The sequence below is a fragment of the Acidithrix sp. C25 genome (assembly GCF_904848545.2).
Genome location: NZ_CAJHCI020000002.1, coordinates 1,032,781 through 1,059,168 on the forward strand (window position 1 = coordinate 1,032,781; position 26,388 = coordinate 1,059,168).

The following is a 26,388-nucleotide window of genomic DNA, read 5'->3' on the forward strand; positions in this document are numbered from 1 at the left end:
TATTCAATCCTTTGCTAGAAGCTGTTGTCTTATTCGACCTAACTATAAACAACCTTGAAATTATTACCGAAGTCCAGCTCGTGGTGCAACTGGAGTTCCACGAAAGGTTGGGGTAGATCCAACCGATGGTGCAACCGAACTAGCACCCCCACCTTTTATTCGATAGTAAAAACTGGCGCCTACTGTTACGCGGTCAAATTCATTAGTGACATTCATGGTCGTTTCGGATCCACCAAGCAATAACGAAGCATTCGGTGCCATAACCCGAACAACCTTCTCCAAAATTGCCCTTTTGGTAGGAAGATCGAAATAGATCAAAACATTTCTCATAAAGACGATGTCCATCCTGGGCAATATGGGCCAGTTCCCGGCTAAGTTCATCACAGAAGCATCGACCATCGAAGTCAATTCACCTTTGATCTTCCACTCGGAACCCACCTTGGAGAAGTATTTCACCAACAGAGGAGCGGGCAATCCACGATTTATCTCGATCTGTGAAAAAATCCCCTCTTTAGTTCGCTCCACCATAGCCCTTGAGATATCGGTACCAATTATCCGAACTCGCCAAGTAGACAAAGAAGGAAAGTGCTCCTTGATTGTCATCGCAATCGAATATGCCTCTTGGCCTGAAGAACATGCTCCAGACCAGATATTTAAAGATCGATCACTTCCTCGGCGTTCCATCGCTTGTGGCAACAGTTCGTTCCTCAATACATCAAAAGGTTTTACGTCTCGAAAAAAATAGGTTTCGTTTGTCGTCATCGCCTCGGAGACCATCATTCCGATCTCCGAAGTCGGAGACGGATTGGCTCGCAATTTTGAGACCAGATCGGAGATACTTGAGGCACCTAAGCGCCACGCCACGGGATTCAATCTCGACTCTACCAAGTAATCCTTATCTGGAGTCAAAACAATGGCAGTTGAATTCTTTACGTAGTTAGAAAGAAAGGTAAAATCACCTGGAGTTAGTGCCATTTACCACCTCCTAGCTCTCTCGATTGACCACGAGGTGAACCCGAGGTTCCAACGAGGCTTCCGGGAGTCAACATTTTGGGTTGCCTGGCAAATCCACTAGATCCATTGCTTGGCGCACAGCGCTTGGAGATAAAGTCGGCCATTGCTGACAAAGCGATAACATTGTCGGACAGTCCAGCATTAGTGACAAATCCAGGCATTCCCCAGACCACCGAGGACGCCTCATCCTGAGTCGCAATCTCGGCCCCTACGCCCTTGAGCTCTCGAGCTCCTACGTAGCCATCTTGGCCCATACCGGTCATTACGATCGCTAGGACTCGACTTCCTAATCTGACAGCCGAATGAAAGAGCGTGTCAACCGAAGGTCTGCAAGAATTTACCGGCGGTGAGTCATCTAAAGCCAAGGTTAGGTCGCCGCGAGAGTTGGTATTGACAACCAAATGATGTTCTCCTGGTGCAATGTAAACTTCTCCTGCACGAGGATTCTCCCCTCCTTTAGCTTCCATCACATGAAGCTTTGACTTGGTGTCTAGCCTTTCCGCTAAAAGTCGGGTAAAGGTCGCAGGCATATGCTGCACGATCACAATTGGCACCGAAAGGTTGGCTGGCAGTGCTGGGATTACCTCCCCTAGAGCATTCGGCCCCCCGGTGGATATGCCAATCAATACAACAGAAGGAGCTCGAGTAGGAGCCGCTCTTGGCACTTGCCTCGAGCCACTATCGCGAGAGCCTTCATCTCGGTGAGAAAGACTACGGCCAATTGGCTCTGGCAGAGCGTTGCGGGTCTCGCGCGAATTGGAATGGCGAGTTTCGATAGTTGAAGAAGACCCTCTGGTGGCACCTGGTCGATGAGTCGGATTGACACCGCTTGATCCCGGTAACGAAGGAGGAGATTTTTTTCGCTTTTGGCCAAGTACCCTAATCTTACCGACCAAAGCAGATGCAATAATGTCTTTCGATGATTCTATGCTGGCGCTAGATGTTGGCTTTGTTACATAATCAGTCGCACCACAGCTGAGTGCATCTAAGGTAGCCTTGCCCCCAGCCTCTGTAAGAGTTGAAAACATGATGATAGGAACTCGCGAATCCATAGCGCGAATATGACCAATCGCCTCAATCCCATTCATCTCGGGCATCTCGATATCTAGAGTGATTACATCGGGTTGCAACTCCCTAAAGCGAGCAATCGCTTCTTTACCAGAGGCTGCAGTCCCTACGACTTCTATATCGGGCTCCCGAAGTAGTGTCGAGGTTACGATCTTACGAATAACAGCAGAGTCGTCGACGACCATTACACGGATACGCGTACTATCCATCCGCCTACCTCGCTCCGAGACCCAGGAGCGAGAGCTTCTCATCTATAACGTCCTTAGTGAAAGGTTTCATTACATATTCGTTAGCACCTGCTTCGAGAGCCTTTAAGACTTGCTCAATTTCGGTTTCAGTAGTGACCATCATCATCGTCACATCGTCGAATTGAGCCATCGACCTCGCCTTTACCAAAAACTCATAACCATTCATAACCGGCATATTCCAGTCAATTAGAATCAGCTCTGGCTTGGCCATCTTCGAGAGTTTATGAAGAGCATCAGCGCCATTTTCTGCCTTTTCGACCGAATACCCAAGCTCCGTTAAGATACGTGCCAAAATCATCCTCGTTGCGCTCGAATCGTCTATTACCAGGGCCAACGCCATCTAGATCCCCTCCGGAGATAGTTGTGATTTAATATTTGCCCAAAGCGATCCACTGGGCCAAAAGGTGAATGTGACTACTCGGGCCAAATCAGGCGTCGACTAATGAAAATACCGCTCGCTCAAGATCCAGAACAAGCATCAGTTTGCCTTCGAGCTTATAGACACCCCTAATCAGGTGACGAAATGAAACCTCAAGCGTCTCGGGCGGATCCTCAAAGAAGTCCGCCTCCACTTCGACGACATCTCCAATCTCATCGACCAAGAGACTCAAGGGGCCATCGTCGCTTCTAACCACTATGTTCATAGGAAGACGACCATCTAGATGCGCGAGACCCATGACCTTCCTAAGGTCAAGAGCAGTTACAATCTGGCCTCTCAGATTGATGAGTCCAGCAACTACATCATCGGCCAATGGAACACTTGTCATCGGTTGGTATTTGAGGACCTCTTGAACCTCGCGAACGCCTATTCCAAGAAAATGATTGTCCAAATAAAAGGTACAATACTGCTTTTCACTCAAAATCTTTTGGGACACTTCTAGCCTCCGTATCCAGCTAAAGCAAAATTGGACGAATCGATAAAGTTCACAAGAGCGCTTTGAACGATTTCGTCGACGTTAACTATGTCAGTTACTCGATCGTTGATAACTGTTGAACCGATGACTTGTGACTTTATAGAACACTTCTCTAGGTTCATATTGACAGCAACTATGTCAAGGATCCGATCGACCACTACTCCGACACGCCTGCCATGGCCCGAATGAACCACAACTTGAATGCTCGCGGAATCGACTTCTGTTGCACTCGGTACACCAAGGGTGCTCGAGAGCCAGATGAGTGGCATTATTGCGTCACGGTACTGAACAACTTGGTTATCCCCTGCCCATTCAAGGGCATCGGAAGGAAACTCTTCCAGACGATCCACGCTCGACAGCGGAACCGCGACCCTGTACGAATCGCCGACACCTAGCAGGAGCAGGGTTTGGCGCTCTCCCACCTCGAGCGTTGAACTAGCTGAAAGTTCACTTAGCTTACGATCTCGCACCTCTGAAATCACCGACGACCGCTGTGCGATTCCCATTACATCTAAAATCAGTGCAACGCGTCCATCACCCATTATTGTCGCGCCAGCGTAGACATCTACATTCTTTACTTGCTTACCGAGTGGTTTCACGACGATCTCTTCGGTGTCAACGACGTTGTCAACTACCAGGCCAAATTGCCTCTCGTCGGCTTGAAGCACCACTACGTTTACAGCATCATCTTCTATCTTTTTCGTCGAGGTATGCATCAAGTCGCACAGATAGACAAGAGGAAGGAGATTTCCCCGCAATCGACAGACAGGGGCACCATAGACAGAGTCAATATCGACCTTAGCTTGATCTCGCTCCAGGCGCACAAGTTCTACTAAGGAGACTTGAGGGATTGCATAGCGCTGGCCGCCTGCAGCCACCACAAGTGCAGGAATGATAGCTAAGGTAAGTGGAATCTTGATCTTGATAGTGGTTCCCTCACCAGGAGTGCTTTGGATGTCGATAGTGCCGCCAATCTTTTCGATATTGGTCTTGACCACATCCATCCCAACGCCACGCCCCGAGACATTGGTAATCTTCTCAGCGGTGGAAAACCCTGGCGCAAAGATGAGATTTGTAATCTCACGCTCACTCATCTTGTCAAGTTGATCCGCTCGAAAAAGGCCCTTCTTGAGAGCATTAGCCCGAATCCTATCGGGGTTAATTCCAGCACCATCATCTGCAATTTCAATATTTACGTGGCCACCTTCGTGGTATGCACGAAGGATCAATCGACCATCCCGAGCTTTACCTGCTGCAATTCGACCCTCTGGTGTCTCAATTCCATGATCTACTGAGTTACGGACAAGGTGGGTCAGGGGATCCTTGATCGATTCGATGATAGTTCGATCCAGTTCCGTCTCTCTGCCTTCGAATTCAATAGCCACATTTTTACCGACAGAGAGGGCTAAATCTCGAACCACCCGAGGGAACTTAGACCAGACATTCCCAATCGGCTGCATCCTCGTCTTCATCACACCCTCTTGGAGTTCAGATGTAATCAGATTCAACCGTTGCGAAGCTGCGACGAACGAAGAGTCGGTCTGAGAAGAGGTATATTGCAGAATCTGATTTCGTGCTAGAACCAACTCTCCGACTAAGTTCATAAGCTTGTCCAGCAACCCAACGTCAACCCTTATATTGGCGTCAGAGACAGATGTGACAACTTTATCCTTGTCGACATCACCTCTATTTGGAGGAGTTGCATCCTTTGAGACATCACTTATAGGCGATACGGCCAAAGGCTCATCGACTGTGACCTGCTCGGATGTCGGAGCCGCTATAGAGACGGGTTCCTGGGGTGGAGCAGGCTTTGAAACCTTCTTATTGAAGACAAAGGAAGACTCCCCGACCTTAATTGGCGCATGAATCTCTGGTTGAACTTCTTCCGGCGGAGAGATGGGGTCTTGAGATGTAGGGGCACTCGAAGGAACCGTGGCTGGGTTAGAGCCTTGGCTCGGTTGCGGTAGCGTTCCATTGGTCATCGAAGCAAGAAGCTCGATTAGCGCGCTGTAGTCGCCATTGCCCTCGTAGTTTTCCTGCTCTATAAATGAGAGCATCTCACGAACTGCATCTACCGTTGATAGAAGCGCCGAGGTAATCCCCGGATTTATCATTATCACGCCGTCACGTAGCTTCGACAACAGATTCTCACCTACGTGGGCTACCTTTTCCAACTTCTCAAACCCTAGAAAGCCACATGTGCCCTTTATGGTGTGAATAGTTCGAAAAATCGACGAGAGCGTCTCCTTATTATGTGGATCGCTCTCTAGTATCACTAGATCTTGGTCAAGTCTGTCAAGGTTCTCATAACTCTCAACTAAAAATTCCGCAACTTCCTCTGGTATCTGACCGCTGGTGTCGCCCGAATTGGAACTCATCTAAACCCCCGATGGTAAAGGATGTCTCCAATGACTTTCGGCAAGAAGATCGGCCACCTTGACCAATTGAATAAAGTGCGTACTCAACCAGTTCCAAGCACTATTAAGATCGATAACTATCCAGCCTCTCAAGGATCAAATGAAACTATCCCAGCGACAGTGCGCGCCATTAATAATCCCTAGCTAAAGTTGGTATCTCAAAAGTCCGATTCGTAATCTGCATCTATAAAACTATGAAGAGTCGGCTCCAGGCAAAGACAACCATAGCCAAAAAGAAAGTATTATCCATCTAGAACTAGACGTAATACAGCCAAAGCCAAAACCTAAAACTACGCCTGGCACACCTAGCACGCTCCGGGTGAGATCTCTAAGTGAACAATTAGTTGTCTCAAAGATTGAAATTTGAGCCGCATCCATCTAAATAGGTATGGTTTATTTCCCTGACGAAGAGTCGGCTCCAGGCTCTTACACAACAGCTTTTCAAGATATCCTATAGCTTATAAAATTCGTGAATTGAAGGCCTCAGCGTACCTGCCATAGGGTTAAGCAAAAAACCTTTGCAGTCAAAGTGCTATCGGTAAAAATGAAATCCTTAATTTTTCGAACCAGGAACCGTTACCATACAAGGCTAAGCCTGTCTGCAACTAGCATTGAAATCAGATACTTGATCTAAGAATAAATAAAAGTCAAAAATTAGCTCTCAGACAAACCACACGGTTACCCATCGAAAATAGCAAAATTGCGCCGAAGTAGCCTTTTCTTTCGATCGGTAACAGAGCAGAATTTAGAGCAGTTGGTCTTTGAATCTAGCTAGTTAGATTTGCCCTATACCTTTATGTTTCAAGACATGATCGCATCGTTGATAGTTTGTCATCTCTGGATACAATACAAAAAATCACAAATTACACAGTTCCACCATAAAGATTTTCCAGGCCCTAAAAATCAAGACCACCTAGTTGAAAACCATCTTTAATAACGACCTAGCTGAAAACAAGCCTATGCCGCCATAACTATCATGGAAAGCAACTCAAAGAAAAATCTAAATTCCAAAAGTAGTTTTTGTCATTTCCTCGGAAATATTCCAAAGACGCTCGCCTGCGACATCATCGAGAGCCTTTGGCGGAGGCGAAACCACTGTTGGCTTACCTCTCAAACCAAAGGGGCCGCGTGGGCCGAAATAAGTCCAGTTCTCGATCGAAGACGTAGCCGCCATTATCGATGGACGTGCACCCATACAGGGCCTCTGCGCAATCAGTGGTTGCAAAAGCTTTAGCACTCCCGGCGTTCCCTTGCCAATTCTCGGCCCATTGAAGGAGAGATTGGTAGCGCTATATCCTGGGTGTGAGCTTAGGGAAATGATTGGATCGGAGTTGGCCATTGCTCTCTTTGAAAGTTCTCTGGCAAATAGCAGATTGGCGAGCTTTGATTGGCTATAGCTCTTCCACGGCGAGTAATTCTCGTTCGCATTCAGATCATCGAAGTCGATAGTTCCAAACTTAGCTACCATCGACGAGACCGTAACCACACGAGGCGAATTGGACTCAAGTAAAAGGTCGTAGAGGCCAGCTGTCAAGACAAAATGGCCGAGATGATTCGTCGCGAATTGGCTCTCAAATCCATCGTTGGTCTCCATTCGCATAGGAATAGCCATCACGCCGGCGTTATTGATTAGGATGTCAATACGATCAAATCGTGCCTTGAGCTCTATGGCAGCCATCAATACCGATCCAACCTCTGAGAGGTCGAAGACCACTTGATCGAGCGTTGCCTTTGGCGCCACTTTAGCAATTTTCTCAATCGCATCATCAATCTTGCGTCTATTTCGACCCGCGAGAATCACATGATCATCCCGTTTGGCAAACTCCAAAGCAGTCTCTAGGCCAATTCCACTTGTGGCACCTGTGATCAAAATTACTGCCAACTAAATCCACCGATCATAAAACTAAACCGCTACTACCTAGGCGATAGCAAGAAACACACGCTTCATCCGTAACAAAACTTAGCGCATCGTTAGCAAATCGAATGCAAAGCCACTGTAAATTGATCATAACGCATCAAGAGACCTAACCAAAAAGACAATCAAACTCAAGGAAAATTGCTAAGACGCCCTTCCTTCCTCTAGCCATTGCGATGATTTGCCTCTTTCATAAAAAGCCTTCTAAAGCATCTAATAATAAAGATGCAAACGGAGCCGATCACATTGAAACTAATAACAGCTGGAATTGACCCAAAAAGCACGACGGCTGGCCGAGTAAGTTCAAACTCCACTGGAGGATTTCGACGCGTAACTCCAGGACCAAAGAGGTGCGATATCAAAAGACCTCCAAAGCTGCAAGTCGCTTTGTCGATCTGATGGCAGGGCAATGGGAAAGCTTCTCTACAAGGATTAGTCATTCCGACTCGCACCTTATCGACTTGCGCCTTGCCAATTTGTGCCTTGCCAATTTGTGTCTTGCCTAATTGAACTACAAGGCCCTTTGGCAACTCACCACAACAGCCAGTTTGACCCAGTGCATTTTGACCCAGTGCAGTTTGACCCAGTGCAGTTTGACCCAGTGCAGTTTGACCCAGTGCAGTTTGACCCAGAACAGTTTGACCCAGGCAAAAGCGACCCAGAACAGTTTGACCCAGTGCAGTACGTCACTCAAATACCTTCAGTTGCAAGTGGCACCAAAGGCATAGCTTTCGGATACTAACCAACTAAAGTCGAGATGCTACCCGGAGCCATCTCCACATAGTCAAAGCTATAAGACACTCTGGTGGCTAAGAAAACAGTTATCTGGGGAAAAGTAGCTAAATTTCAATCCTTTTGCGAAGTATTAGCATTTGATCGCAAAATATACCCAAATAGGCCCTATTGTATAAGTTGTTCGTTACTTGCCTACGACCATCTCGCGCAAGGAGGCGCTTTGCTAGTACTAACACGCCGAGCCAACCAAAGCATCGTCATCAGTGACGATATTGTAATTACGATACTTGATATCCATAGAGATCAAGTAAGAGTCGGGATTTCGGCGCCACGGGATGTAGAAATTCACCGAGAAGAAGTTTATCTGGCGGTGAAAGCTGCGAACGAAGCGGCGGCAACCAGTCCTAAGGCATTAGGCATCGATATGGGTGAAATCAAGATGCCGATTGATGATTCCGCCAAAGAATAGCTAACGCACATCGGCCACCTAAGCCATTTGCTTGATGAAGACCTACGCCTACCTCCTAGGAGTAACTCTAATAGACCAGGGCTGTAGGGTCACATCACCATCTCGGCGTTAGGTTTGGGCTGTGCTAGCAATAGAGTTTTAGGTAATTTACTTATAACCTTGGGCTAGCGCCAGCTTGTCAACTAAGGTTGCGGCCCGCCCAAGTTCGACTATCCCGCAATGGCGCTGAAAGTGCCCTGGGGCTTCTTGTGGTTTGTCCTATATTAAAAGATGTACCCGGGTGGGTATCTTTGTCGAGTTCTCTAACGACCTAGTTCAAACCCCTCGTTCAGGTCCCTAGAGAGTACCCTAATCCAAAGGTGATAAGAGACTAAGTACTTGGGCTGCAGGAAGATCGGATGGTGGTTTTTAAAATCGACCATCCCAAAACCACCCCTAGAGTACAACTCGGTCTGAAGCCCGAAGAGCTAGTGAAACTTCGTGGGTAACAGAGTAGTCACTCTCCACCTGAACAACTTGGGCTGCAATCTTGCTTTCAACATTTAGAACTATCGGTCCAAGTAAATTCACAACAGGATTTTTGTTCTCCCTTAGAGTTGCTATCACAAGCACCAGTGCGTCCTCTGATCGCGTCAAACCCAAAAGATTCTGCGTTGGGTCATCCACGTGAACCTGGTAGTCCTCAACGACAAATCGAGGTTCAACCACGATAAGAGTGAGTTCGGAGGTGAACGAACGTAATGCCATATAAGGGTTGTAGTCGTCTCCTAGATCCAAAAGTGCAAACTTGCGCTCAGCAAAGAAGCCGGGCAAGCCCTTCGGCAAGTTGACTTCGGCTACGATTCGAAAACTCGGAGCGCCCGACTTTGGTGACTCATCCACCTCTGGCTCAGATTCTATGGTATTCATTTATTACTCTCCAGTCCTAATACTAGTGAAGGTATGTGGCCAACGATGGTTGTTGGCCCAATTGTGCCGTCGCATAAAGTGCGACTTGATAGTTTGAAAGAGCTTGCTGATATTGTGTAGAGACGGAAGCCACATCGACATTTTGAATCGCGCCAAGTTGGGTATTCAACGATTGTTGAGTATAGGTCGTCTGCTGTTGCATGGCCTGCATCTGCTGATATTGAGCACCAACTTGACCAGCATTTGTCTGAAAGACTGCAAAAGCAGTATCAAATTTACCTAAATCAGTAGACATATTGGCAGATGATCCAGATTGTAAGTCTTTGACAATACTACTTAAGGTAGTCATTATGTTAGCTGTGTTATTTGCGTACCCAAGCTCTCCAGAAACAGGAGAAGCTGGGTTTGAGGGTGGGTTTCCAGTTCCAAAAGCGTCAGCCAAACTCGCATTTACCGTGACTCCCGGAGCAACCGTTCGGCTCGGAGCAACACCATTGCCCTGATAGGTATAGACCGTCGTGCCGCTAGTAGTAGTTGGGGTATAGGCGGATTGCGCACCCGAGGTTCCCCCAAAGATTGCCACACCTAGATATTGGGTATTTGCTATCCCCGCCAAGGTCTGGACATATCCATTAATTTGGTTAGCTATCGCCTTTATCGAGGCTGAGGGTAAGGCACCATTTCCCGCAGAGAGAATCGCCGTGCGAGCTTGTTGTAGAACATTCATCGCAGTACTCATTGCGCCATTAGCAACCCCAAGCATCGTCGAACCGTCTTTTGCATTCGCCACGAACTGATTAGCGCGCGAAAGCCCAGTCTGCACCGCCAGCAAGTTGGAGATTCCAACCGGACTATCACTTGGCTTTGAGATGTTATTGCCTGTAGCTAAAAGCTGCTGGAGATTTACTAGTGTGTTTTGGTCTCCTTGGACTGAGTTGACCAAAGAACCAACGAGTGATGCATTTCCTATTCTGTCTGTCATTTAACTTATACCGCCGAAATAAGACTTTGAATTGAGGTCGCTACGGTTGCAATTACCTTTGCAGCCGCCTGATATGCATTTTGAAAGGCAACCATATTGACCAACTCTTGATTTGTATTTACACCAGAGACGCTAGCTAGCGCCGAGGTAGCAGATTGAGAGCGAGCAGATTGTGTCTTCACATTTGATTGAGCCGTCGAAACGTCAAGGCCAACCTGAGTAACAATCGCGTTGTACAGTGCATCCGGAGATGTGCTAGAAGATGACGACCCCAGTGCAGCTACCGCTGCCGCGATAGATCCATCCATAGGTGTATTCGAGGACGACGAGGACGCAATTAAATTTGGATTTGTTGAAACTGCCTGATTGACGGAGATGGTCGCTGCAGCCGTTGACGATGAAGTCGACACGCTAAAGAGCGGTTGACCAGCAGGAAGCGGGTTAGTAGTAGAAATAGGAGGTGTTGCGTATCCATATGTCCCTCCGCTTGACGGCGCTAGTGCACCATTGACCTGGGTGGCAAGCTGATCGGCGAAGTTATTCAAATTCGTCATATAACTCGGTATATTATTATTTAATGCTGCCAAGTTACCACCAATCGTACCCGAAGCAACTGGAAGTGTAGCTCCAGTCGAGTTCGAGACGATCGATGCGGTACCAGTAGCTGGCGCTGTTGGAGCTTGAACATTGAGCGAATCTGCTACTATCCCACTCACTAGCGCAATACCACCAGAAAAGATCGATATAGAACCGTTACTACCATTTACAACTCGCGCTCCAATTGAGTCGGTAATCGACTGGACGAGTTGATTTCGCTGATCTATCAATGTATTCGCGCCATTTTGACCCTGAGCTGCCATAATCTGGCCATTCAAAGTGGCCACCTGTTTCAACTGCTGATTGATCGAGGTAACCGAAGACTGAACCTGGCTCACAGTACCGTTATAAAGATTGGTCAACCCTTGTGAATCACTATTGATAGTCGTAGAGAGTTGTTGGGCAATATTGACCAATTGTGTTCGAGCCGCCATAAGGTTGGGCTGATTTGAGACCTGATCAAATGCATTCCAAAGGGATGACAACTGTTCATTAATTCCAATTGGCGAGGGCTCTTGAAAATTTGTTTGAGCCGATGAAAGCGCCGATGAAAGGCTGGTCGCCGCATGCGAATCCGCAGAGGCACTTTGAGCTTGCGCTTGCAAAAAAGAGTCAGAGATTTGAGAGACAGAGGCTACTATAGCACCGGATCCTATGTTGGATCCCGGGTTGATAACAGCCGAAAGGTTAGCAGTCTCCCTTGTATAACCAGGCGTATTGACGTTAGCAATATTCTGGCTAACGACATCCATACTTTTAGTTTGCGCCTGAATCCCTGAGAGTCCAATATAGATCCCAGCATTGCTCACAATAGACCATCCAATAGTGAAATCGTGGCTTCCTTGCTACGCCTTCCATTCCTTCCGTAGAGATTGGTTGTTCCGCTTGAATCGATTAGATTCAAAACGTCTTCAACCAAAGCGATGCGCTGTGCTAAGAGACTATTGATCTCATTTTGCGCTTTAGCGATCCTGGCTGTGACCAAAAGCATCTGGCTTCTTTGTTCAGCAAAGACAGACTTCCATGGCTCAGGAGTCGCCGAAATAATCTCCGACAGCGGAGCCATCGAATCGATCTCAAGAAAGTCACAGACCTCCGAGGATGCGATTGCTCGTCGCAGTTCGGCATGCTTGATCTCGCCGCTTACAGCTTGAATCTCAAAGTTAGCTTCACCTAAATAATGGTGACGTTCATTGGCAACTAAAAGGCGTTCCTCTTCCAATTTGAAGAGGAGTTTTTCAAGTAATGCTGTCTCGTATTCGAGTGATTGCGAAAGTTCAGAGTATCCCACGGCCTTAGTATCGGCAACTCAGATACAAACCTAAAAATAATAACAACTACCGTCTTGGAATTCTTGCCGAGAGCTCTATTATGGCCGGTGGTCGATGACCATAGACCAAAAGAGCCTTACCTGGCTGAAGCCTTCTAAGTGCCCCAAGTGCAAGTAGATGGCGCAATTGGCCACCATCTGAGTTGGACTTTTGCCAAATTGAATTTGGGTACTCACTTTTCATCCCACATAACTCTTGTGCGAGAGTCATGGTTGATGGATCTGAAATCGCCCCTAAAAAGATCTTAGCTCGATGGTTATTTACAATAGTGGTGGCAGCCTCGCCATATCTAGCACGCAACTGTGCTAGATCTTGATAGATAGTTATCAACTGAACGCCAAAGGATGACACGGTCGAGATTATCTCGTCAAAATTTGCTATCGGAGCTAAATTAGCAGCCTCATCCAAGACGATCAAAAGAGCACGCTCTGTCACTTCAAATTGAAAGATGCGATCGAAGATCTCTGCTAGTAATGCGCCGAAGACGGTTCCAATCTCTCCTTGTCGATTCGGTGGGGCAATCAAAAAGAGACTCGACGAACCAGAGGAATCGAAATCCACCAAGTCAAAGTAGCCCTCAATAGGCGTTGTGCCAATTGAGAACGGAGTTATCGAGCGATCTAGGGTTGTAAGAATTGACGAGAGGATTCTCTCATCCAAATCAAGGGTCGCCGCTATCGACCGGGCATATTCAAGATAGTTGTTTTCGATCAGAAAATTACCAGCTTCCTCGAAGTCCCTTTGATCAATCCAACCGATCACGTCGATGATGCTTAGCCCTAAATGAGATGCTGCCAATAGCAGTGGCGCCAACAATCGAGCTGCTAAAGTCGCCCAGAATTGCCCTTCTTCACCCATATGGCGCAAAGTTCGAGAAAAACAGATACCTTGTGCAAGTCGTCTCGATGAATTAGCATCCAATTTTCTAGAGAGAGGGTTCCAAAAAGAATTACCTCGATCGGTACTTCCCAGCGGGTCATACACGATCACCCTACCCATAGTCGATCGTGCCTCAATGGTTGCCTCCATCAAATCACCTTTGACGCTCGAGGCGATCACTCCCCCGCGATGTTCCAGGATCGCCGGAATGGCCAGTCGAGATGTCTTAAACGACTGCGTTGGGCCAAAGACGATTGCCGAGTCCCGGCGATCAAGTCGGATAGATCTCAAACCCAATTTGCCTATAGAGATAGAGGGATTCAAAGTTTTAAAGTCGCTCAAATTGAAGCGACCCGCAAAATGCACTCCCTCATGGATTCCTCTGCGACTCGACTTGGTTGGTCGAAACCTCCCCATGGTCTTTTGGTGCTCGCCCTTTGAGTCACCAACAAATAAAAAGATCGCCACTAGGACAAGAACCACACCAAAGCCACCAACGCTAAGGTGAGGCATCACCACATCAAGCGACCTACCGAAAGAGAAACAGCTCTCCAGCGAGCTAAAAACCATGAAACGCTCCTAATGTCAACCAAACAAACCAAAAGGAAAAATCAAAAGGAAAAATAAGACCCACCAAAGCGCCATCAAAACGCCAAACAAATAACTTTTTGCGCCCAAAAAGACCACCCAAATAGTGGACCTAAGATAAAGATTGCAACGGATAGATCAACGATGCAGGATCCATCTAACCCTAAAAGTAATAATGACCGAGATCAGAGTGCCAATAAAGCAGTCAAGACAAAGGACGATGTCACAGATACAGAAAGGTCAAAACCGACAATCATCCAAGTAACAACTAAAGTAACAATTGCCAAAAAGCCTGGTACTGCTATCTTTGATTTCCAAATAGAAAAGGGCCTCAAGGCCAAAGGTAGTGAGCAATAGCCCGAGTTGGAGCCCCGAGATAATAGCCCACTAAAGCCATTCCATAGAATCAGACCTTACATCGATCTAAAACCGATACCTGATCAGATTGGATTAGTTGAGGTATAAGTCTGGTCGCCATGAACCAATCCAATATGGCTAGAACGGCCCAACTGGCCCAATCAGTCTGGGCCAATCAGACTGGGCAATCAGACTGGGCAATCTGTCTGGGCAATCTGTCTGGGCCAATCACTATCTCACAATTACATCTGGCACTTTATTAAGCGCCATGGCTATTAGAGTCAAAGACCTGGATTTTTTGGCTCGGCTTTCATTTAGGCTTCTAGCAATTCGATAGACAAAAAACTTGCGCAAGACAAAATAGGCGGAAATCTCCACTACAAGCTTCCCATAAAACCGCCACGGAAACAGCAGCCCATACCTTGGCCGCCATTGATTTGGCGGTCACTGGCAATTCAAGATTTAGAGTGAGTTTATAACTTCATTCAATCTATTGCGGTTGACTCAATTAGGTTTAGCCCGTACGCCCCTGCCAAGCAAGGGTGCGTCCGTATTGAAGAGAGCCGTCTCGATTGAAGTTAAATAATGATCCACCAACAGATTTCGCTCTCCAATCTTCCACAGCGCACTTCCCTTTCGTAGTTGACGCAGTAGCGGTGCCACTTCTAGGGAAAATCCAAAGGCGCTGCAAAGGTGATGGGCCTCGTCCACTTCAAGCGCGAACGAAACTATCGTCTCTGTATCGTTGATCATTCCAAGACCACGGTTTATCTCGCTTATCACAGTTCTATTAGGTCCATTGGAATAGTTTGTAGAGCTATTGAGCGACTGTGATTTTAAATGGGCACCGACATCATCTCCGCCTGAGAAGTCACTCAGCCTGTGGCTAACTCCTATATTTGCAATTCCAATTCCTCTTGATAGTTTCCAATAGCTACCTAGCCAACTCGCAATATTTGAGTCACTCATCAGCGCCCAAATCTCATCTATGGCAATTATGAGAGGAGGAAGATCCCGGGTCATCTTGTGAGCTCTAAGCGCCCCCAGCAATAGCGCTACTACGAGTGGATATCGGCCGGATCCAAAGAGGCCTGATAAGTCAAATACTAAAATGCTCTTGCCTAAAACTTTGCCCAGATCAAAAGACGACTCACTTTGAGCGACTAGACCCGACTCAATCAGCGAATCCAATACCGCTAGCAGACTAGCGAGACTCCCGATTGAATACGAGCCTCTCCATGTGGTCGGACCTCCACTACGGTCGATCTTCTCCAGGCATGATCGCAACTTGAAGAAGTCAACTCCCCTTGAAATCTCATTCAGCGCCTCCGATATGGCAAGATGCTCAATCTCGGTAGGTCTCCTTCCTAAAGCCACAGAGATGACATATGTCGCCATTTCGCTATTTAGCTCCCGTGCTAAAAGACCATTAGGAGCCCCTTCCACCTCCACGAAAGGGTTAACCCCTCTCTTGGATGCCAGATAGTCAATCGGATCAAAGCCAAAAAAGCGTGCCAAAGCGCCATATTCTCCCTTTGGATCAAAGACTACAGATGGATAACCCAAAAGAAACATTCGAGCGAGATAGCTCTTCAATAGGGCGGATTTACCTTTTCCGACTTGGCCAAAGACAAAGGCGTTAGGGTTAGAGATCACGCCGTCGCGATAGAGCTCAAATGGATTAAAACCAAATCTACCGCCGAACCTTGAGGCACCAAGGATCGGAGCTACATTTTGAGAGCCGGTCTCACAAAATCCAGGCAACCAGAGCGAGAGCGCCGTGGTTGATTCAATATCTGCTATCGCATTTAATTTCATGGGAGATCCTTGACTAGATTTACAACTTAGATTCAAAATCACCAAATGAAAATACCTAATTCTTGCCGTCATGAGCCCAATTCGACTCGTTAGGCAGCCAAGCCAAATAGCGCTAAATCACAAAGTGGGTACTTTTATCTAAGCTCAGGGGGCTCCTTCGGCTTGATTTAGGCAATTATCATTCTGAAAGGTTCTTTTAAAAGAACGAGAAGGAACGAATTCGATTGATAAGCTCGGCCTGCTTACCAACTTCGAGGGCGACGCTCATAGACATAGCCTCAAAGGTCTCACCTATTGGCCGTCGGCCTTTTGGGTTCTGGCTCTCGATAAAAAGGCACGAATATTCATAACCAACATGCCCGTTCAATAGGTCAATGTCAAGGTCATCAAGGCCAACCGCACGCATATCCTTGGTTCGATTCGCAATAAAGCCTCGGTCTCTTGAAGCCATTAGATCTGCGGTCCCCTTGGCTCTTTGGCTTCGAATCGAATTAGCCATCTTCCTTTTGCTAACCGGACGCATAAAAATCACCAAAGCATCAAGTGAGCTTGGGAACCTAAATAGCCTAAGAAAGTCACCAGGAAATAGCCTCGATGTGGCCATCAACCGTAACCTCCATATCCGAGATCCTCCCTTGGAATTTGATATCGCCCCAAATCTCTCTGATTCACCTCCACATTGGGAGTCACCATCGCCTAGATACCGCTCTATCTCAATCAACTCCCTGGCCCCAACCAAATAGGATTGAGGAAGGTCTGAACTAAAACACAACTTCTCGAGAGCGTCCACCATGGTCTTAGCAAGGAGACTCGAGACTACCCGAGATCCAAGATCATCTCCTTCTGCCACCGAAGCGACTTTGGGTGAATCCCCTGGTGAATCCTTGGACGACGAAGCATCGCCTTTGAACAAATTCTCATAGTTTGCATTTTTATCCCTGGAGCTACCAGAGGTCGCCGGAGGATCAAAGACCTTATCTTTGGCCTTTGTATTGGGTGGCCCTATGGGATAATTCGACCTGGTAGGTCTCTTCTCGTCGAAAGAGCACCATTTGACACCGACCATAGGGGATGCTTGGGGCGGTGCTTCACAAGCCAGACCCAGAGGATCCAGCTCCATTTCATCCAGCTCCATTTCATCCAGCTCCATTTCGTCCAGCTCCATTTCATCCAGCTCCATTTCATCCAGCTCCATTTCGTCCAGCTCCATTTCATCCAGCTCCATTTCGTCCAGCTCCATTTCGTCCAGCTCGTCTAAATCGATGCCAGTAGAGCTATCACAATCTGTGTGACCATCGAGCAAAGAGGAACTTGGAACCAAGGCGTCCTCGGCGACATCGGTCAAAAACGAAGATAATCTCAGGTCAGCCTCTCGCTTTAGATCAGAGTTATCACGGGGAGACTTGCGCCATCTGCTGTAGCTTTTCTTGGTGCTGTAGTTTCTCCTGGAATTTCCGCTACGGCCTCGGTCTCTCAAAAAGAGGTCGGCTCTTCGTTGGTCCTTAGCGGCTTTTGAGAGATCCTTTCTTGCTGGAGCTCCTTGACTTCTTGGTAGTCGTCTACCTTGGGTACTGGAAGTTCTTGAATCAAACCCACTAGTAGATGAAATGCCAGCGGAATCCAAAGGACTCTTATTATCAGGCCCACCAGGTTTAGGGGAGCTAAAAACATTCAGTCCAAAGTTACGTGGCCGATTTGAGCCAATATCGGTTATAGCTCGAGAGGAACCCCTCTCAAAATTGCGTTCAAAGAAAGGAGGCAACCTAGCCGAGAGGGCAATAAAACTACTTGGGCCGCCATAGCTTGATATGATCGTTCGATCCAGCTCATTCAATTGATCAATTAGGTCGAAGGGAGTTGCCCCTTGGGATAGATCTGGGTCAACCTCAACTACAGCCTCAGCTTCCTCAGGGGAATATTGCCTGAGAGGTGCTATAAAATCGCCACTAAAAGCGCCTGGGTTGTCATCGCTAGATCCCCTGTGATGGCTGGCATTGCCTATCGAATTCTTCTTAGAATCGTTGGAGCTATATCCTCCAAATCTTTCAGTACAATTGGCAAAAGTTACCATTGCGATCTCCATCTCGGCCAACTTTAGGGTGGACAAGTTATCCAGCGCATCACAAAAACGCTCGGCACGCTCGCCTAGCTCCAAAGAGCCCAAAAGATATGGGGTTACATTCGCATTTACATGGGCGATGACTACGATTCGAGATCTCTCTTTGGAATATAAGTATCCAACACCACTCTTGTGATCACCAAAGATGAACCTTCCTTTGCCATCCAACCCAAAGCTAAAGACTCCATCGGCATCGCTCATGTGATTAGCAGAAGTTCGCTTTGGCTGATCGTAGCCACCGTTTTCTTCTGCTACCTCTTCTGCTACCTCCTCTTCAACCAAAGCGTCAGCGCCGCCATCCAAAGTCTCCCTTGGTGGTTGCCCATGGGCCAGCGCCTCAATTTGGTCTTTTGAACTATGGAAAAAGCGGCGCGACCTTCGATGGTCAAGATCACCTCTTGGTTCCAAGTCCCCATCACGACGCAGCCAATTCGTCAATGACTCCGCTGGGACCGTACCATCCATCGGCAAAAGTCGCCAAGGTGATCTCTCGGACCCATTAGATCTAAGCCGTCTAAAGTGCGAAAGGTCGAACAATCCACCTCGATGACGCCCGATATAGCTTCGATCTTCACCGTGATGCATAGCTGTGAGGGGGCTTTTGGATTGAAGACGACCGCCAAACCCTAGGCTACCTCCAATTAAAGCGAACTTCCCCGTCTGAGATCTTTGACTTCGAGGGCCCCTGTTAAACCTGTCACCTCCTGCTCTGTCACCTGCCAATCGCTCGCCTTTTATCAGGACAAAAATAGTGAAAAAGTAGCCCCTAAGTCTCTTGAGTGAAAGACAGTATTTGACGTATCGAATTCCAACCCCTAAAAGAGGAAGACCTCGACTTCGAAAGCCAATCAAGGACGAAAACAAGAGCGTAATAAGTCCTGCTCTTTCTATCGAAGCTAGAGAACCAAGCGATAAAAAGACAAAGCCGCCTAGAAGTGGTCCGCAAAGAACTAAGATTCCAATCGAATAGCGATCTACTACCATTCGATAAGGTCTCAGACTCGAGACAAAGTAACGTCCTAATTGATCATTGCGATCACCATTGGTGCTCATTATCCCCTCCCATCGGCGTCGAGATTCGCTTTCTAATTTTTAGTTCCTGGATGCAGAGCTACCCTCGATGAATATCCTTCTAGATCCACCGAAGAGCGAGATCGCCCTTTGAGGTGTTCAGATCCACTCTTATAGATCTTTGAGGCCAGATGAAGAGCCCTCATCGGAGCCGCCTCGATCCCTGGAGTAACTGGATTCTCCAATCCAAGGAGGAGTCGAACCAGAAGAAAAGGAGAAACAACAGATAGAACTAAAATTGCAGTACCAGAGATGGCCAAAGAAAAAGATCCCCTGGAAGAAGAGTTCCCCATCGCCACATTTAATCCAAGACCCATCGCAATTACTATCTTGGATCCAACCACTCCACCTAAAAGAAGGAGAAGGCGAAAGACAAAACTTCGCAACTTTGGATTTATTGAGAGCGCCAGTGCTATCGGCATCAAAGCGACCACCAAATAGATGAGAGCCGCTCTAAGAGATAGCTCTAAGTAGGTGAGACCAGCAAAGACAAAATAGAAGAACTGAAGAAAGAGCTCTAGGAGCGCAGGTGGCCCGGACGTACCTTTACTCAAGACCCCTTTTGGTAGGCCACTGCTGGGTAAGGCCATTGAAAAGGTAGAAAAGATCCAACCCGAGATGGAGTCAGCCGCCCTCATTCCCAGAGTCACAAACGAAAGGAAACCTCCACTTCCAACTCCAACCACAGGAAGTGCAATTACGATCTTTTTGATAGATTCATAGGTTGTTCCCGAGATTACCGCCATAGCCACCCCTGACAAGAGAGACAGCAGTGCTATCAGTAACCCGACACCAAAGAGACGTTGGTAGGGAACCCGAAACCAACTGGAATTCAAGGTTGGGTCACCCATGCTTGAAATGGATTGATAGAGATGCCCCGAAAGAAAGGCATTTGACTTTATCAATTGATCTGTGATCGAACGGCCTATGGAGCTAATAGCACCACTGACAATCGAAGAAGCAAAAGAAGCTATGAGCATCGAAAATCACCACTTCAGAGAATGCAACGCTAGATAAATCACTAGCCATTTATTGAGGCTCTAATCAGAGCAATAAGCAAAAGCGCTCTCTTTTGTACAAAAACCAAAGACACTCTCACAAAAGAGCTGGTCTAAATCTGTGTCAAAGTGCTATTCACTATCAAAAAATCCAAGGACTCTTTGAAAAGTAGACAGCCGACAGAGTCTTTCAAAAAAAGACACAGTCTTTCAGTGCACGCCTTGTCCAAGATGAAAGAAAAAATTTATCAATGCAGGAGCGGCCCCGACTACCACCGCAGCGGCTGCGGATGTGCCGAGAGTCTTCTTTCCGCTGTAGGTTTGTTGATAGTTGCCAGCATGTGCACCTAAAGCCCACATAGCTGCTCCGACCAAAAGACCCACAAGAGACAGAACTAAAGCCCACGCCGCAATTCCATTTGCGATCGATTGAAGCGCAGCCGAACCAGGCAATGAGGAGATGCTAGGAGTGATAGATACGTCGGCAACCAGTGCGATAGAAGTCCGTAGGAGTTCTCTCATAACTCAATTATAACATGTTTCATGCTATTTCATTATCTAATAGCACTTTTGTTTAAATTCATATTGCCCATCGTGTGACGAAAGAGTCACAACTGCCTATAGTTTTGACGTAGGGTTCCACTGAGTGAGAATGAGCTATGGACGACTCGATAGAAAATATTGTTAGCGGCGGCAACGAAGATGAGCTGAGATTTGAGGTCGAGAGCCTAAGAAGTGCACTCGACAGCGTCTCTCAGGCGGTATTTATCCACGATAGCAGTGGAGGTACCTACTTTGCCAACCAAGTCGCCAAAGAGTTAGAAAATGCGCGCCACGAAGAGGCCGGGCTTATGCGTGCTATCAATGAAGCCGTTGATAGTGCACTGAACGGTCGCTTCAAAGAGCAGAGTTTTTCAATCTTTGGACCTCCAAAAAGAGACTTTATAATTAGGACAACCTCGGTCGGTGAAAGATTAGCGCTAGGCGTCATAACCATCGTCGATGATTTAACTGTGCGAAATCAATTGGACACCATTCGCCGAGACTTCGTAGCAAATGTTAGCCACGAACTTCGAACACCCATCGGAGCACTCGGCCTTCTCGCGGAGACCTTGGCGTTCGAAGATGAACCAAGCGTTCGCCAGCGGCTGGCCAATCGAATTCAAAATGAAGCCTTTAGGGTCGCCAAGATAATCGACGATCTCCTCGACCTCTCAAGATTTGAATCCGAGGGGGCAGCATCGATAAGTAGGGTTTCAATGCCCGAACTTGCCATGGAGGTAATCGATCAAATAAGTCCCGCCGCAGAACTCCAGCGCGTAACTATCGATCTACGATTGAATAGTGAAGATACTTACGTTCTAGGCGATCGAGGACAACTAAGATCAGCGCTGACAAATTTAATTGACAATTCAGTAAAATACTCCGAACCCAACTCAAGCGTATTGGTAGAAATATCACAAAATAACTCAACCGTAACCGTAGCAGTCGTCGACCATGGAATCGGAATTCCCCAAAAAGATATAGAACGGATCTTCGAACGCTTTTATCGCGTCGATCAAGCCAGATCGCGACAGACCGGTGGAACAGGCTTGGGCCTTTCGATAGTTAGGCACGCCATAAGCAATCATAATGGCACTATCGAGGTGGATTCCCGCGAAGGAGCTGGGTCTACCTTCAAAATTCACCTCCCAATCGAACCAGGAGCCAATCAATGAACAAGACCCTCACAACCGTACTCGTCGCCGAAGACGAGGAGTCATTTATTGACGCAATCACCCTAGGCCTTTCGAAAGAGGGCATGACTGTAGCCGTAGCCCGTGATGGAAGAGAGGCGCTCGACCTCTTCGCCTCAGTAAATCCTGATGTTATATTATTAGACGTAATGCTCCCCAAGCTCTCTGGGATCGATGTATGCAAGACAATTCGAGCGACTAGCCAGGTACCCATAATCATGGTGACCGCACGAAGCTCGGAATTAGATACGGTAGTTGGCCTAGAAGTCGGCGCCGACGACTACGTTGCAAAGCCATTTCGAATGAGAGAGCTTACGGCTCGAATCCGGGCTGTTCTTAGGCGCTCACCTAACGCTATCGACTCAATTGAGATCGAGGACATGATTGAGATAGGCGAGATTGTGTTGGACACCGCCCGCCACGAACTACGTGTTGCCCAAGTCCCTGTGGCGCTACCGCTAAAAGAGTTCGAGCTGTTGGAGTTACTGATGTCGAATCCCAATAGAGTTATGACACGAGATATGATAATTGATAGGGTATGGGGCCCTTACCACACAAGCGATACCAAAACCCTTGACGTTCACATCAAGAGACTAAGAAGCAAGATCGAACCAGACCCATCAACCCCAACCTACATCAGTACCGTTCGTGGACTCGGCTATAGATTCGAATACAAACAAATGAACAAATGAACAGCGACTCAAGGGCCAGCCTTTTCTCCGAAAAAGAATCCGTAGATCCTGCTGCGCGAATTCGCGCAGCAGGAGCACGTGTTACTCCGGCGAGAATGATGGTTCTTGAGACAATCATTCGGTCCAATGGGCACCTTAGCGCAGAAGAGATCTTTAGCGCAGTTGGAGCCATCAATTCAGAGATTCACCTGTCAACTATCTATCGGGCCCTCGAAACACTAGAAGAGATCGGAATCGTTGAACATGTACACCTTGGCCATGGGAAGGCGATCTATCATCTCTCAGAAAACCTCCACCAACACTTAGTCTGTGAATCGTGCGGCTCTACCTTAGAGGCACCACCGGATCTAAGCGCACGCTTAGAGCTTGAACTCAGTGCTCGTTTAGGATTTCATATCCGGGCATATCATTTTTCAATTCTGGGGATCTGCCAGAAGTGCTGGAACGAAAATAATTCAACTGAGAAATCGAAACAACCCCAAGAAGAAGAGACGCTTTGAATTGTCGATTCTAGCTCGATTCGACGATTCTCCCCTAACTCATAGCGACCGATTTGCGCCCAGACGGGCTCATATGCGAACTACCTAAAGATCAGGCGCTTTACAGATTGTCCTTTGGCCAAGTTGAAAAGCCTCAAAGGTCTCGAGACTAACGAGACTTGCATCTAAGACAGATTCTGCCTTAGATGCAAGGCAACCTAAGGCAGAATAATAAAATCAAACTAAAAATCAGAAGACTAGCAAACTATTCTTCTAGCAAGCAGTATCGCCATCTATCTGACGCGGCGAGCCATTGACCCCCGAAGCATTGACGTAGGACGTCTGCAACAGCCAAACTGGCCCACCCCCAAATTGCTTGGTTGGATCGGTGCAGTAGGAAGAGCCAGAGGCTCCAGCAATCCAAGTTGGAACTCCGGGTGAATAACTACCAGCAATTATGTGAAATTGATATGCGGTTGAGTAGATCCCACTTTGATGACCGGTCGATGCTAGGTAGGCCAAGGCGCCCGCAATTACATTTTGATTGGCAATAGCATTAGTCCCCCAAAGTCCCGGCGTTCCATACTCGACATCAACCCACCAGAGCGGAGAGTTGACCCCCTGGGAATTCGCCCAAGCAACACCAGCACTCATTAAATTCCAGCCCCAGTTGTAAGATTGACAATTTATCGCTGAGGGATTCGCGACATTTGCAGCACAAGAGGCTTCCGGTCCACTAAGAGTATTCGTAGGGTCAACGATTTGAGAAGGGGCCGACCAAAGCGGAGCGAATAGTGAAACCGTCGCACCTTCATTCTTTAAAAGTGAGACCTCAGAAGCTAAACAAGGATTGGTGGTCATGGCATTAGAAAGAGTGCCACCAAATCCTTGGGGGTCCGAGTCAAAGTATGCGCCAACTACACCAACACCGGTAGTCGGAACAGACGCTAACGCACTTGGTCCACCAGGAGTTGAACCCACACATTGAAAGGCGGAGAGATCAACGCCCGTGGCACCGGTTGTATATGGATCGAGAGATCCCGTAGAGGAGATCCCAACGATCGCAGCATTAAGCGACGTTCCGCCTTCAGAGCCAATATAGGGCGCATTAAAACTGAAGATTCCACCATCTGAGGCAACCAACCAATAGCCTCCTGTTGTTGGATCTGCAGCCATTCCAACGATCGGCTTATTGAGAGTTATATTTCCAGTGGAACCGTAGAACACCGCGTCACCAAAGGTGAAGATTCCACCATCTGAGGCAACCAACCAATAGCCCTTGCCATCTGGAGTAGCAGCCATTCCAACGATCGGCTTATTGAGAGCGATATTTCCGGTGGAGCCGTAGAAGGCGGCGTCACCAAAGGTGAAGATTCCGCCATCTGAAGCAACCAACCAATAGCCCTTGCCATCTGGAGTAGCAGCCATTCCAACGATCGGCTTATTGAGAGCGATATTTCCGGTGGAGCCGTAGAAGGCGGCGTCACCAAAGGTGAAGATTCCGCCATCTGAGGCAACCAACCAATAGCCCTTGCCATCTGGGGTAGCAGCCATTCCAACGATCGGCTTATTGAGAGTTATATTTCCAGTAGAGCCGTAGTAGGTGGCGTCACCAAAGGTGAAGATTCCGCCATCTGAAGCAACCAACCAATAGCCCTTGCCATCTGGAGTAGAAGCCATTCCAACGATCGGTTTATTGAGAGTTATATTTCCAGTAGAGCCGTAGAAGCCTGCATTACCGAAGGTGTAGATTCCACCGTTAGCACCAACCAGGTCGTAGGTAGGAATTGCACCTGCAACCGTGGTTGAAACCTTGGCCGTGGCAAGCTTTGAGAAGTTAAAGGTCGAATGCCCAGCGTTGCTAGATAAGTTACTAGATAAGTTACTAGACGAGTTACCAGACAAGGATGAACTGCCTAAAAGACTGATCGAACCCGTGGCTTGGCCAATACTTAAAAAAGCTAGGAGAGCTAGCAGGCTTACCAAGCCACGGCCACGGTTGAAGTCGAATAAACGTCGCATTCTTTTCCCACTTTTAGCTAATCATTACCCGCCTCCGAAGAAGTATTCGGGGCTTTCTACGCAATTTGTCACGCAATAGATTAGCCACCGAATCTAAATTCAAAACACCCGGATTAAAATTAGCTAAAAATTTCTCTCTACAAGGTACCTTTATAGGTCACTATGGTGATCGTACCAAGAACAAAGAGTGCAAATGAGAGGGAGTAGATGGCCGCCTTTGTAAAGGCTCTGCGCCTTGGAGTGCGAATGTAGTCATCCATAATAAAACGAAGCCCATTATTACCGTGAAGAAGACCAAGTGCCAGCAAGAGCCAGTCAAAGACTCTCCAAAGCGGATTGGACCAACGCTTGGCCACAAATGCGACGGTGGTCTGAGTGACATCGGTAAAGATGTGCGTCAGGGAAAAATGAATCAATGCCAAAAAGAAAAGGACAAGGCCGGAGATTCTCATGAAGAACCAAGACCAAGTCTCGAAGTTCTGCTTTGATCGACGACGAGGCGTTGAACTAGAACCTTGGGATGCGTCGTTCATCGGTCTAACTACCATATCAGCCCACACTCCCTGTAAAGAATGGCCTCAAAATAATAACGCCCCCAACAACTGTTAGTAAGAGAGATAAAGATAAGATCCCGACAAATACTCTTTTCTCATTCTTGATCGCACCCGGGAAAAAGTCAATCATGATAACGCGCAACCCATTGAGAGCATGATATAGAAGTCCAAAGAGAAGACCAACTTCAAAGGTACGTAAAACCACGTTGCCATAAAGTCGATGAATCGAATTGTAGATACTCGGATAGTTGATGGTTGAGATGTCTATTACATGCAAAAGAATAAACATCAAGACCAAAAAGCCAGTTACTCGATGCAAAACAAAGGCCCATTGACCCGTCTTGCCCTTATACATAGTCGAGCCGGAACTCATTTTGGGGACCTCCGAATCCACTTGTCTCCCCACATAGTGGTGGATACTACAAAGAGAGCAAAGCCAACAACGCTGAGGCTTACCACTCCTAGACCAATAGAAA

Annotated in this window: 24 protein-coding genes and 1 pseudogene; 6 read left to right on the forward strand and 19 right to left on the reverse strand. The window is 47.4% G+C overall.

Translation table 11 applies throughout. The features are described from left to right. Positions 1 to 63: 63 nt before the first annotated feature. The 7 genes from ACIDITHRIX25_RS97750 to ACIDITHRIX25_RS97780 all read right to left on the reverse strand — a co-directional run bounded on the left by ACIDITHRIX25_RS97750 (position 64) and on the right by ACIDITHRIX25_RS97780 (position 8,227). Positions 64 to 975, reverse strand: a complete 912-nt coding sequence (locus ACIDITHRIX25_RS97750; RefSeq protein WP_201733432.1) for a CheR family methyltransferase — start codon at positions 973 to 975, stop codon at positions 64 to 66. Further along, the gene (locus ACIDITHRIX25_RS97755) at positions 966 to 2,291 is read right to left on the reverse strand and encodes a protein-glutamate methylesterase/protein-glutamine glutaminase (RefSeq protein WP_201733433.1); all 1,326 of its coding nucleotides are present in this window, start codon (positions 2,289 to 2,291) and stop codon (positions 966 to 968) included. The genes ACIDITHRIX25_RS97750 and ACIDITHRIX25_RS97755 overlap by 10 nt, the downstream gene beginning before the upstream one ends. 4 nt (positions 2,292 to 2,295) lie before the next feature. After that, positions 2,296 to 2,670 carry a response regulator gene (locus tag ACIDITHRIX25_RS97760; protein ID WP_052604991.1) on the reverse strand — a complete coding sequence of 125 codons (375 nt, stop codon included), beginning with the start codon at positions 2,668 to 2,670 and terminating at the stop codon, positions 2,296 to 2,298. A gap of 88 nt (positions 2,671 to 2,758) precedes the next feature. Next, on the reverse strand, positions 2,759 to 3,205 hold the full coding sequence (locus ACIDITHRIX25_RS97765) for a chemotaxis protein CheW (protein ID WP_200891197.1): 447 nt from the start codon (positions 3,203 to 3,205) through the stop codon (positions 2,759 to 2,761). Positions 3,206 to 3,207: 2 nt separating this feature from the next. After that, a complete protein-coding gene (locus tag ACIDITHRIX25_RS97770) occupies positions 3,208 to 5,622 on the reverse strand; it encodes a chemotaxis protein CheA (protein WP_201733434.1) in 2,415 nt (804 codons plus the stop codon). 1,039 nt (positions 5,623 to 6,661) lie between these two features. After that, positions 6,662 to 7,543 carry an oxidoreductase gene (locus ACIDITHRIX25_RS97775; protein WP_201733435.1) on the reverse strand — a complete coding sequence of 294 codons (882 nt, stop codon included), beginning with the start codon at positions 7,541 to 7,543 and terminating at the stop codon, positions 6,662 to 6,664. A 564-nt stretch (positions 7,544 to 8,107) separates the two neighbouring features. Continuing rightward, entirely contained in the window at positions 8,108 to 8,227 is a 120-nt protein-coding gene (locus tag ACIDITHRIX25_RS97780) for a pentapeptide repeat-containing protein (RefSeq protein ID WP_502756219.1), read from the reverse strand. On the opposite strand from ACIDITHRIX25_RS97780, the pseudogene ACIDITHRIX25_RS97785 reads away from it, so the two are divergent. Together ACIDITHRIX25_RS97785 and csrA are read left to right on the forward strand one after the other, a co-directional pair. Next, positions 8,182 to 8,304, forward strand: a pseudogene (locus tag ACIDITHRIX25_RS97785) (hypothetical protein); the annotation flags it as partial. The gene ACIDITHRIX25_RS97780 and the pseudogene ACIDITHRIX25_RS97785 overlap by 46 nt on opposite strands. A gap of 77 nt (positions 8,305 to 8,381) precedes the next feature. Next, complete coding sequence (gene csrA / locus ACIDITHRIX25_RS97790) at positions 8,382 to 8,780, forward strand: carbon storage regulator CsrA (protein ID WP_235347646.1); 399 nt, start codon at positions 8,382 to 8,384, stop codon at positions 8,778 to 8,780. 435 nt (positions 8,781 to 9,215) lie between these two features. Here csrA and fliW read toward each other — a convergent pair whose 3' ends face one another. The 5 genes from fliW to ACIDITHRIX25_RS97815 are packed head-to-tail and all read right to left on the reverse strand — an operon-like array spanning position 9,216 to position 14,048. Next, on the reverse strand, positions 9,216 to 9,689 hold the full coding sequence (gene fliW, locus ACIDITHRIX25_RS97795; protein ID WP_052604986.1) for a flagellar assembly protein FliW: 474 nt from the start codon (positions 9,687 to 9,689) through the stop codon (positions 9,216 to 9,218). Positions 9,690 to 9,711: 22 nt separating this feature from the next. Further along, positions 9,712 to 10,671: a flagellin N-terminal helical domain-containing protein gene (locus ACIDITHRIX25_RS97800; protein WP_201733438.1), complete on the reverse strand. Its 960-nt coding sequence runs from the start codon at positions 10,669 to 10,671 to the stop codon at positions 9,712 to 9,714. Between the two features lie 5 nt (positions 10,672 to 10,676). After that, entirely contained in the window at positions 10,677 to 12,077 is a 1,401-nt protein-coding gene (flgK, locus tag ACIDITHRIX25_RS97805) for a flagellar hook-associated protein FlgK (RefSeq protein WP_201733439.1), read from the reverse strand. Then, on the reverse strand, positions 12,074 to 12,559 hold the full coding sequence (flgN, locus tag ACIDITHRIX25_RS97810) for a flagellar export chaperone FlgN (protein WP_052604983.1): 486 nt from the start codon (positions 12,557 to 12,559) through the stop codon (positions 12,074 to 12,076). The genes flgK and flgN overlap by 4 nt, the downstream gene beginning before the upstream one ends. Before the next feature lie 46 nt (positions 12,560 to 12,605). Next, complete coding sequence (locus ACIDITHRIX25_RS97815) at positions 12,606 to 14,048, reverse strand: type IV secretory system conjugative DNA transfer family protein (protein ID WP_201733440.1); 1,443 nt, start codon at positions 14,046 to 14,048, stop codon at positions 12,606 to 12,608. Between the two features lie 162 nt (positions 14,049 to 14,210). Here ACIDITHRIX25_RS97815 and ACIDITHRIX25_RS97820 point away from each other — a divergent pair, with 162 nt between their 5' ends. Then, the gene (locus ACIDITHRIX25_RS97820; protein ID WP_052604981.1) at positions 14,211 to 14,423 is read left to right on the forward strand and encodes a hypothetical protein; all 213 of its coding nucleotides are present in this window, start codon (positions 14,211 to 14,213) and stop codon (positions 14,421 to 14,423) included. Between the two features lie 504 nt (positions 14,424 to 14,927). On the opposite strand, the gene ACIDITHRIX25_RS97825 is transcribed toward ACIDITHRIX25_RS97820, so the two are convergent. The 4 genes from ACIDITHRIX25_RS97825 to ACIDITHRIX25_RS97840 form a co-directional block, all read right to left on the reverse strand. Next, a complete protein-coding gene (locus ACIDITHRIX25_RS97825; RefSeq protein ID WP_201733441.1) occupies positions 14,928 to 16,241 on the reverse strand; it encodes a helicase HerA domain-containing protein in 1,314 nt (437 codons plus the stop codon). A gap of 196 nt (positions 16,242 to 16,437) precedes the next feature. Next, positions 16,438 to 19,413, reverse strand: coding sequence for a hypothetical protein (locus tag ACIDITHRIX25_RS97830; RefSeq protein WP_201733442.1), 2,976 nt, complete (start codon positions 19,411 to 19,413; stop codon positions 16,438 to 16,440). A 32-nt stretch (positions 19,414 to 19,445) separates the two neighbouring features. Beyond that, positions 19,446 to 20,411: a hypothetical protein gene (locus ACIDITHRIX25_RS97835; protein ID WP_052604978.1), complete on the reverse strand. Its 966-nt coding sequence runs from the start codon at positions 20,409 to 20,411 to the stop codon at positions 19,446 to 19,448. Positions 20,412 to 20,639: 228 nt separating this feature from the next. Then, entirely contained in the window at positions 20,640 to 20,951 is a 312-nt protein-coding gene (locus tag ACIDITHRIX25_RS97840; protein WP_052604977.1) for a DUF6112 family protein, read from the reverse strand. 137 nt (positions 20,952 to 21,088) lie between these two features. Here ACIDITHRIX25_RS97840 and ACIDITHRIX25_RS97845 point away from each other — a divergent pair, with 137 nt between their 5' ends. The 3 genes from ACIDITHRIX25_RS97845 to ACIDITHRIX25_RS97855 are packed head-to-tail and all read left to right on the forward strand — an operon-like array spanning position 21,089 to position 23,357. Continuing rightward, a complete protein-coding gene (locus ACIDITHRIX25_RS97845) occupies positions 21,089 to 22,147 on the forward strand; it encodes a sensor histidine kinase (RefSeq protein WP_201733443.1) in 1,059 nt (352 codons plus the stop codon). After that, the gene (locus ACIDITHRIX25_RS97850; protein WP_052604975.1) at positions 22,144 to 22,857 is read left to right on the forward strand and encodes a response regulator; all 714 of its coding nucleotides are present in this window, start codon (positions 22,144 to 22,146) and stop codon (positions 22,855 to 22,857) included. The genes ACIDITHRIX25_RS97845 and ACIDITHRIX25_RS97850 overlap by 4 nt, the downstream gene beginning before the upstream one ends. Further along, positions 22,854 to 23,357, forward strand: a complete 504-nt coding sequence (locus ACIDITHRIX25_RS97855; RefSeq protein WP_201733444.1) for a Fur family transcriptional regulator — start codon at positions 22,854 to 22,856, stop codon at positions 23,355 to 23,357. The genes ACIDITHRIX25_RS97850 and ACIDITHRIX25_RS97855 overlap by 4 nt, the downstream gene beginning before the upstream one ends. 252 nt (positions 23,358 to 23,609) lie before the next feature. On the opposite strand, the gene ACIDITHRIX25_RS97860 is transcribed toward ACIDITHRIX25_RS97855, so the two are convergent. From ACIDITHRIX25_RS97860 to sdhC, 3 genes are all read right to left on the reverse strand, one after another. Next, positions 23,610 to 25,358 carry a glycoside hydrolase family 25 domain-containing protein gene (locus ACIDITHRIX25_RS97860; protein ID WP_201733445.1) on the reverse strand — a complete coding sequence of 583 codons (1,749 nt, stop codon included), beginning with the start codon at positions 25,356 to 25,358 and terminating at the stop codon, positions 23,610 to 23,612. Positions 25,359 to 25,495: 137 nt separating this feature from the next. Further along, positions 25,496 to 25,906, reverse strand: coding sequence for a succinate dehydrogenase hydrophobic membrane anchor subunit (locus ACIDITHRIX25_RS97865; RefSeq protein WP_235347644.1), 411 nt, complete (start codon positions 25,904 to 25,906; stop codon positions 25,496 to 25,498). A 1-nt stretch (position 25,907) separates the two neighbouring features. Next, positions 25,908 to 26,306, reverse strand: coding sequence for a succinate dehydrogenase, cytochrome b556 subunit (gene sdhC, locus ACIDITHRIX25_RS97870; RefSeq protein ID WP_052604972.1), 399 nt, complete (start codon positions 26,304 to 26,306; stop codon positions 25,908 to 25,910). Positions 26,307 to 26,388 lie beyond the last annotated feature (82 nt).